The sequence below is a fragment of the Streptomyces sp. genome, assembly GCF_036566765.1.
In the GTDB taxonomy this organism is placed as follows: Bacteria; Actinomycetota; Actinomycetes; order Streptomycetales; family Streptomycetaceae; genus Streptomyces.
This window is the reverse complement of record NZ_DATCVQ010000159.1, coordinates 1-2,808: the sequence shown is the minus strand read 5'-3', so window position 1 is coordinate 2,808 and position 2,808 is coordinate 1. Positions and strand designations below refer to the sequence as shown.

5 protein-coding genes are annotated in these 2,808 nt (G+C 74.2%); 2 read left to right on the top strand and 3 right to left on the bottom strand.

What is annotated here, in order from left to right; genetic code table 11:
• Together VIU94_RS08415 and VIU94_RS08410 are read left to right on the top strand one after the other, a co-directional pair.
• Window positions 1-322: helix-turn-helix domain-containing protein (locus tag VIU94_RS08415; RefSeq protein WP_331909198.1), on the top strand; the 322-nt coding region annotated here is incomplete at its 5' end.
• Between the two features lie 251 nt (window positions 323-573).
• On the top strand, window positions 574-846 hold the full coding sequence (locus VIU94_RS08410; RefSeq protein WP_331909196.1) for a hypothetical protein: 273 nt from the start codon (window positions 574-576) through the stop codon (window positions 844-846).
• Here VIU94_RS08410 and VIU94_RS08405 read toward each other — a convergent pair.
• The 3 genes from VIU94_RS08405 to VIU94_RS08395 all read right to left on the bottom strand — a co-directional run.
• On the bottom strand, window positions 794-1,558 hold the full coding sequence (locus tag VIU94_RS08405; RefSeq protein ID WP_331909192.1) for an SDR family NAD(P)-dependent oxidoreductase: 765 nt from the start codon (window positions 1,556-1,558) through the stop codon (window positions 794-796). The genes VIU94_RS08410 and VIU94_RS08405 overlap by 53 nt on opposite strands.
• Window positions 1,559-1,616: 58 nt before the next feature.
• Window positions 1,617-2,408, bottom strand: coding sequence for an Fpg/Nei family DNA glycosylase (locus VIU94_RS08400; protein ID WP_331909190.1), 792 nt, complete (start codon window positions 2,406-2,408; stop codon window positions 1,617-1,619).
• A gap of 17 nt (window positions 2,409-2,425) precedes the next feature.
• The coding region (locus tag VIU94_RS08395; RefSeq protein ID WP_422664586.1) for a hypothetical protein at window positions 2,426-2,808 on the bottom strand (383 nt) is incomplete at its 5' end.

Genomic DNA, 2,808 nt, shown 5'->3' with positions numbered 1-2,808 from the left:
TACTCTGCGCGAAGTCTCCTCGTCCGCCCGAGTATCGCTCGGCTATCTCTCCGAGGTGGAGCGGGGGCAGAAGGAGGCTTCCTCCGAGCTGCTCTCCGCGATCTGCGACGCGCTTGACGTACGGATGTCCGAGCTCATGCGGGAAGTGAGCGACGAATTGTCGCTGGCCGAACTGGCCGAGTCTGCGGCGTCGAGCGAGCCGGTGCGGGCACCGGTCCGCCCCATGCTCAACTCCGTATCGGTGACGTCGGTGACAGGTGTGCCGACCGAGCGGGTGACCATCAAGGCGCCCGCAGAAGCGGTGGACGTCGTCGCCGCCTGATCCGTGACAGGGAATCGCCCCGGTCGCCGCCCCTTGAGGGCGCGGCCGGGGCTTTTTCGTCGCGAGGGTGGTGCGGGGGCGTGCGTGCGTCGCGTGAGTGGCGCACGCGCCGCTCCGAGATGCCGGGTTCCGGTGGGCCGTGTCATGGTGAGACGAAAGGTCTGATGGCCGCGCCGTGCGCCCGGGGTGCAACCGGTGCGCCCTGCCGGGGGATGGGCGGGGCGGTTTAGCGTCGTCCGGAGGAGGCGGCCATGGTACGGCGACGGGTCCCGCTGACGGTGCTTGCGGTGACGGTGGGCTGCCTGTGGTTCTGGGCGGTGCTGCGGCTGCTGCTGGCACCGGGTCAGACGGGGCTCGTGGAGGGGGCTGTCGCGGCCGGCGGCTGGGGGCTCAGTCTGCTGCCGGTGCATGTGGCGGGAATGCCTGCGGAGCGTGCGGGGCCGGGTGGGTCGGGCCCGCGGGGGCGGCGGGTCACCACGGCATCGCGACGCCGCCGTTGGGGCGGAGGATCTGACCCGTCGTGAAGGACGACGCGTCGGAGGCGAGGTGGAGCACCGCGTGCGCGATGTCCTCCGGCTCGCCGACCCGGCCCAGGGGGGAGATCCGGACCATGGCCGCCTCGGCCTGTTCCTGCGCGGCAGGCTCGTGACGGTCCGTCATGGGCGTACGGATCCAGCCGGGGGCGATCGCGTTGACCCGGACGCCGTGCCGGCCGACCTCGGCGGCCAGTGTCTTGGTCAGCTGGACGACCGCCGCCTTGGCGACGCTGTAGCAGAGCAGGCCCGGGCTGGCGGAGTCCATGGCCCCCGAGGCCATGGTGACGACCGAGCCGCGGACGCCCGAGTCGATCATGGAGGCCGCGGCGGAGCGGGCCGCGTGGAAGACGCCCTTGAAGTTCACGGCCAGCACCCGGTCGAGGTCCTCCTCGCGGGTCTCCAGGACGGAACTGGTGTGCATGACGCCCGCGATCGCGGCCATGACGTGGATCGGGCCGGCCGCGCGGACCGCGGCGTCGACCGCGGCTCCGTCCGTGACGTCCAGCGGGTGCACGAGGGCCGTGCCGCCCGAGCCGGCGATGAGCGCGGCGGTCTTCTGCAGACCGACCTCGTCGAGGTCCGCGCAGTGGACGGCGGCGCCCGCCTCGGCGAGCAGGACGGCGGTGGCGCGGCCGATGCCGCTCGCGGCGCCGGTGACGAACGCCGTGCGGCCGGTGAGGTCGTACGCGGTGAGGGGCATGAGCGGACGGTACGACCGGATCTGACGGAGCGTCAATTGGTGTGCGCGGGATGGCTCTTCACGGAGTAGGGCCCTGCTGGCAGCCCGGGCACCAGTACGTGATCCGGCCGCCGGACTCGTCCTTGCGGACGGGTGTGCCGCAGCGCAGGCAGGGACGGCCCTCGCGGCCGTACACGTACAGCGGGATGCGCCGCCCCGCGCGGGTCGTCGTGGTGCGGCGGTCGGGGCGGTCCTTGTTCGCCTCCAGGAGGCGCTGGGCGGTGGCGACCAGCCGGGCGGGGACCTCCGGGCCGAGCTCGCCGACCGGCAGCCACGGGGTCACGGTGGCGAGGAACGCCAGCTCCGACTTGTAGACATTGCCGATCCCGGCCAGATTCCGCTGGTCGAGCAGGGCCTCGCCGAGGGGGCGCGCCGGGTCCGCGGTGAGCCGGCGCTCGGCCTCCTGCGGGTCCCAGTCCGGGCCCAGCAGGTCGGGGCCGAGGTGGCCGACGACGTCCGACTCGTCCGCGGTGCGGATCAGCGCGAGGACGGGCAGGCGGTAGCCGACGGCGACCGCCTCCGCGTTGCCGAGGATCGCCCGGATCTGGTGGGACGGGCCGCCGCGCCAGTGCTCCCCGGGGGCGTACACCTGCCAGGAGCCGTCCATCCGCAGGTGCGAGTGGAGGGTCAGGCCGCCGTCGATCCGGGTGAGCAGATGCTTGCCGCGCGGCGTCACGTCGAGGACCGGGCGGCCGGTCAGGTCGGCCGTCGCGAACCGGGGGACGCGCAGGTCCGACCGGGTCAGGACGCGGCCGGCCAGCGCCGTGTGCAGGCGGCGGGCGGTCTGCCAGACGGTGTCTCCTTCGGGCATGGCTCCATCATGTCCCGCTACGGGCGCAGTCGGAGACCGCGCGGGGTGGCGTGGAAACCGGCGGCCTCCAGCGACCGGGACAGCGGGGAGGTCAGGGCCGTCGCGCCGTTGATCCGCTCCACGGTGACCGTGCCGAGCGCGCCGGCGAGCGCCGAGGCGGCCAGCGCCTCGGCGGCGGCCGTCAGCGCCGGGTCGTCCGGCTCGGTGGGCCAGGAAAGCAGGGTCTTGCCGCCGCGCTCCATGTAGAGCGTGAGCTCGCCGTCGACGAGCACCACCATGGAGCCCGCCTTGCGACCGGGCTTGTGGCCCGCGCCGGTCGGCGGCTCCGGCCAGGACAGCGCCGCGCCGTACGCGTTCGCCGGGTCCGCGGCCGCCAGGACCACCGCCCGCGGGCCGGCGC

Bases quoted from the DNA above. Each gene is read 5' to 3' on its own strand.
- VIU94_RS08400 (WP_331909190.1), bottom strand. From the start codon at position 2,408: ATGCCCGAAGGAGACACCGTCTGGCAGACCGCCCGCCGCCTGCACACG.
- VIU94_RS08410 (WP_331909196.1), top strand. From the start codon at position 574: ATGGTACGGCGACGGGTCCCGCTGACGGTGCTTGCGGTGACGGTGGGC.
- VIU94_RS08405 (WP_331909192.1), bottom strand. From the start codon at position 1,558: ATGCCCCTCACCGCGTACGACCTCACCGGCCGCACGGCGTTCGTCACC.